At 76.0% G+C, this 1,972-nt stretch carries 2 protein-coding genes; one reads left to right on the top strand and one right to left on the bottom strand.

Annotated elements, in window-relative coordinates; genetic code table 11:
* Positions 1-640 (bottom strand): ROK family protein (locus AC2CJA_RS26405; RefSeq protein WP_484605176.1); only part of this gene is annotated, 640 nt, incomplete at its 3' end.
* Positions 641-775: 135 nt separating this feature from the next.
* Here AC2CJA_RS26405 and AC2CJA_RS26400 point away from each other — a divergent pair.
* Positions 776-1,834, top strand: coding sequence for a LacI family DNA-binding transcriptional regulator (locus AC2CJA_RS26400; RefSeq protein ID WP_484605175.1), 1,059 nt, complete (start codon positions 776-778; stop codon positions 1,832-1,834).
* Positions 1,835-1,972 lie beyond the last annotated feature (138 nt).

Below are 1,972 nucleotides of genomic sequence, written 5' to 3'. Positions count from 1 at the left end.
CCCCGCGGGCGCTGGTGTCGCCGTCCGGCCCGGGCCGCCAGCCGTTCGCCAGGGCCCGGCGGGCGATGTTGGGGCCGCTGGCCAGGCCCTCCACGCAGCCGCGCGCCCCGCACGGGCAGGGGTCGCCGTCGAGATCCACGCTGATGTGGCCGATGTGGCCGGCGTTGCCGGTCGGCCCGGGGTGCAGTCTGCCGTCCAGGACCAGCCCGCCGCCCACTCCGGTGGAGACGACCATGCACAGGGCGTTGTCCCGGCCGCGCGCCGCGCCCTGCCAGTGCTCGGCGGCGGTGATCGCCACACCGTCGCCCACCAGCGTCACGGGCATCCCCCCGACGGCGGCGCGCACCCCCGCCACCAGCGGGTAGTCCCGCCAGCCGGGGATGTTGACCGGGCTCACCGTGCCCCGCCGGGCGTTCACCGGTCCGGCGCTTCCGATGCCCAGGGCCGCCACGCGCGGCCACTGGGCCGACGCCCTCAGTTCGCCGAGCACTTCGGCCACCGCACGCATCACGCCCTCGCCCGGCTCCCTCGCCGGGGTCGGCCGCCGGGTCCGCAGCAGCAGCCGTCCGCGGTCGTCCACCAGCGCGCCCGCGATCTTGGTTCCGCCGATGTCGAGGGCGGCGAGAAGATCCTGATCCATGGGCGGAGAGTCTCACCTATTTCTGACAACGTTGTCCACTTCATCGGCCGGCTCTATGCTCTGAGGCCGTCGACGCACGAGCATGCGCCGTGCGCGACCGTGTCACCGCCCGCCGACGACAGGACGAGACCCCAAGTGGCCGACACCGCCCGCCCCGCCCGCACCTCCCAGCGCCGCTACGGGCTGCGGCCGACGATGAAGGACGTGGCCGCCCGCGCCGGGGTCGGTCTCAAGACCGTCTCCCGGGTCGTCAACGGCGAACCCGGCGTCACCCTCGACACCGAGCGCAGGGTGCGCGAGGCCATCACCGCCCTCGGCTTCCGCCGCAACGACAGCGCCCGTATCCTGCGCAAGGGCCGTACCGCGAGCATCGGCCTGGTCCTGGAGGACCTCGCCGACCCCTTCTACGCCCCCCTCAGCCGCGCCGTCGAGGAGGTCGCCCGGGCGCACGGCGCGCTGCTGATCAACGGCTCCAGCGCCGAGGACGGCGAACGCGAGAGGGAACTGGCGCTCGCCCTGTGCGCCCGGCGCGTGGACGGGCTGGTGGTCGTTCCGGCCGGCGACGACCACCGCTACCTGGAGCCGGAGATCTCCGCCGGGATCGCCACCGTCTTCGTGGACCGCCCCGCCGCCCGCATCGAGGCCGACACGGTGCTCTCCGACAGCTTCACGGGTGCGCGTGAGGGCGTGGCGCACCTCATCGCCCACGGCCACCGCAGGATCGGTTTCATCGGCGACCTGCCGCGCATCCACACCGCCGCCGAGCGGCTGCGCGGCTACCGGGCCGCGATGGCGCAGGCCGGGCTCGCGGTGGACGGCTCGTGGGTCGCGCTCGGTCCCACCGACCCCGGGCGCGTACGGGCCGACGCCGAGCGCATGCTGGCGGGGCGGGAGTCGGCCGCGGGGCCGGTCACCGCGCTGCTGACGGGCAACAACCGGGTGACCGTCACCGTGGTACGGGTGCTGGCGGGTCTGGAGCGGCGCGTGGCGCTGGTGGGCTTCGACGACTTCGAGCTGGCCGACCTGCTGACCCCGCCGGTCACCGTCATCGCACAGGAGCCCGCTCTGCTGGGCCGCAGAGCCGGCGAGCTGCTCTTCCGCCGGCTGGAGGGCTCGGGCGACGCGCCGCGGCGCGTCGTGCTGCCCACCCGGCTGGTCCCGCGCGGCTCGGGGGAGGTCCCTCCGCATTCCTGACGCCCGCCCGGGCCAGGCATCTCCCGGCCGTGCGCGGACCGGATCCCGGAACCGGGTACGCACGCGGCCGGGGGGGAGGGGGCGGGTGACGCCCCCGGGCGGCCCCGGCGCGGTCCGGCCGCCGGGGCGGGGGTGAGG

This window comes from Streptomyces sp. ATLC9, from assembly GCF_057196705.1.
The sequence above is the reverse complement of the archived record's forward strand: the minus strand, read 5'-3'. Positions and strand labels throughout refer to the sequence as shown.